Annotated in this window: 1 protein-coding gene; it reads right to left on the bottom strand. The window is 61.9% G+C overall.

Annotated elements, in window-relative coordinates; translation table 11 throughout:
• Positions 1–100: 100 nt before the first annotated feature.
• On the bottom strand, positions 101–1,258 hold the full coding sequence (locus ACRC1E_RS07200) for a methyltransferase (RefSeq protein WP_438514430.1): 1,158 nt from the start codon (positions 1,256–1,258) through the stop codon (positions 101–103).
• Between the last annotated feature and the right edge of the window lie 251 nt (positions 1,259–1,509).

The raw sequence follows: 1,509 nt of genomic DNA, 5'->3' as shown, positions 1-1,509 counted from the left end.
GAAAAGTGCCCGCACTCTAACGCAAAATACACACCCGGACAATGGCACCCCACCCGTTTAGCATCAGAGGCCGCCCATCAAGCGACCCTGTACTACGGGATCAGGCTTGAGAACCCGTCCCCAAACGCCACAAGCTGGTCACCTCGGCCATACGCGCTTTATGTAGCGCATCCACCGCCTCGACCGCCTTCTTATGCGTCGGCTTCACATCCAGCCGCCCCAGCACCACCAGTCCGGCATCGGCAATCCAGCCCAGCAACTGTTCGCGCGAGCGCAGGCCCAGATGCTCGGCCAGATCCGACATAATCAGCCAGCCCTCGCCCTTGGGCGTCAGATGTGCGGCCAGCCCCGTCAAAAACCCGCGCAACATCCGGCTGTCCGGATCGTAAACCGCATACTCGACTGGTGAGCTGGGCTTGGCCGGCAACCACGGCGGATTGCACACCACCAAGGGCGCCCGTCCCTCGGGGAACAGATCGGTCTGCTGCAACGACACTGCGGCACTCACGCCCAGCCGCTGCAAATTATCGGCAGCGCACGACAGCGCCCGCGCATCCTGATCGGTGGCGATCACCTGCGCGATACCGCGTCTGGCCAGCACCGCCGCAAGCACACCGCTACCGGTACCGATATCGAAAGCCAGCTCGCTAGAGGGTAGCGGGGCCTGCGCCACCAGATCGACATACTCGCCGCGTATCGGTGCGAACACGCCGTAATGCGGATGAATGGTTGCCCCCAGCGCCTTGACCATTACCCCTTTTTTGCGCCATTCATGCGCACCTATCAAACCCAATAGCTCGCGTAGCGACACCAGCGAAGCCTCGCTTGCCGGGCCGTAAGCCTCGGTGCACGCAGCGCGCAGATCGGGCGCACGCCGTAGCGGAATGCTGTAATCGGCATCCAGCGGCAACAGCAGCATGGACAGCACGCGAGCACGGCGGCCCTGTGCCTGACGATGCAAATTGAAAGCCTCGGTCGGATTACTGCCGGCCTTGGCCGGCTTGCGGTCTACCCGCCGCACCAGTGCCTGCAACAGTTGGCGCGCATTCTGGTAGTCGCTACGCCATAGCAGCGAGGTGCCTTCACACGCCAGCTTATAGGCGGCATCGGCAGTTAAGGTATCGTCGACCACCATCACGCGTTTGGGCGGCGGCGTGCCGGCCTCCGAGCGCCAGCGCGCACTGCACGCCTCGCCGGCTTCTTGCCAGTGGACAGTCGGGGTTTCGGCCGCGTGGCCTTGCGTGAGGGAATCGGTCATGGGTCTCGATACAATAAGGGAAGACGGCAACGACGACTTATTGCCTGCTCAGGCCAGAAAATAGACCGATCAGGGCAGCCGCCGCAGGCAGGAAGGCGTGAATTCTAAGCGTTGAGCACAAGCAGCGCCAGCCGTTCACGGCAGATTCAACAGAATAAACCGCCGTTGGTGTGGATGCGTATTGTTACTGATGCCAACAATTGATGCCGAAAAAACGGGTACCGAAATACCCGTCATCCAAAGCGAGCCGC

The organism is Craterilacuibacter sp. (genome assembly GCF_051659485.1).
Lineage (GTDB): Bacteria > Pseudomonadota > Gammaproteobacteria > Burkholderiales > Chromobacteriaceae > Craterilacuibacter.
Note: the sequence above shows the minus strand (reverse complement) of the source record. Positions and strands in the feature narration are given on the sequence as shown.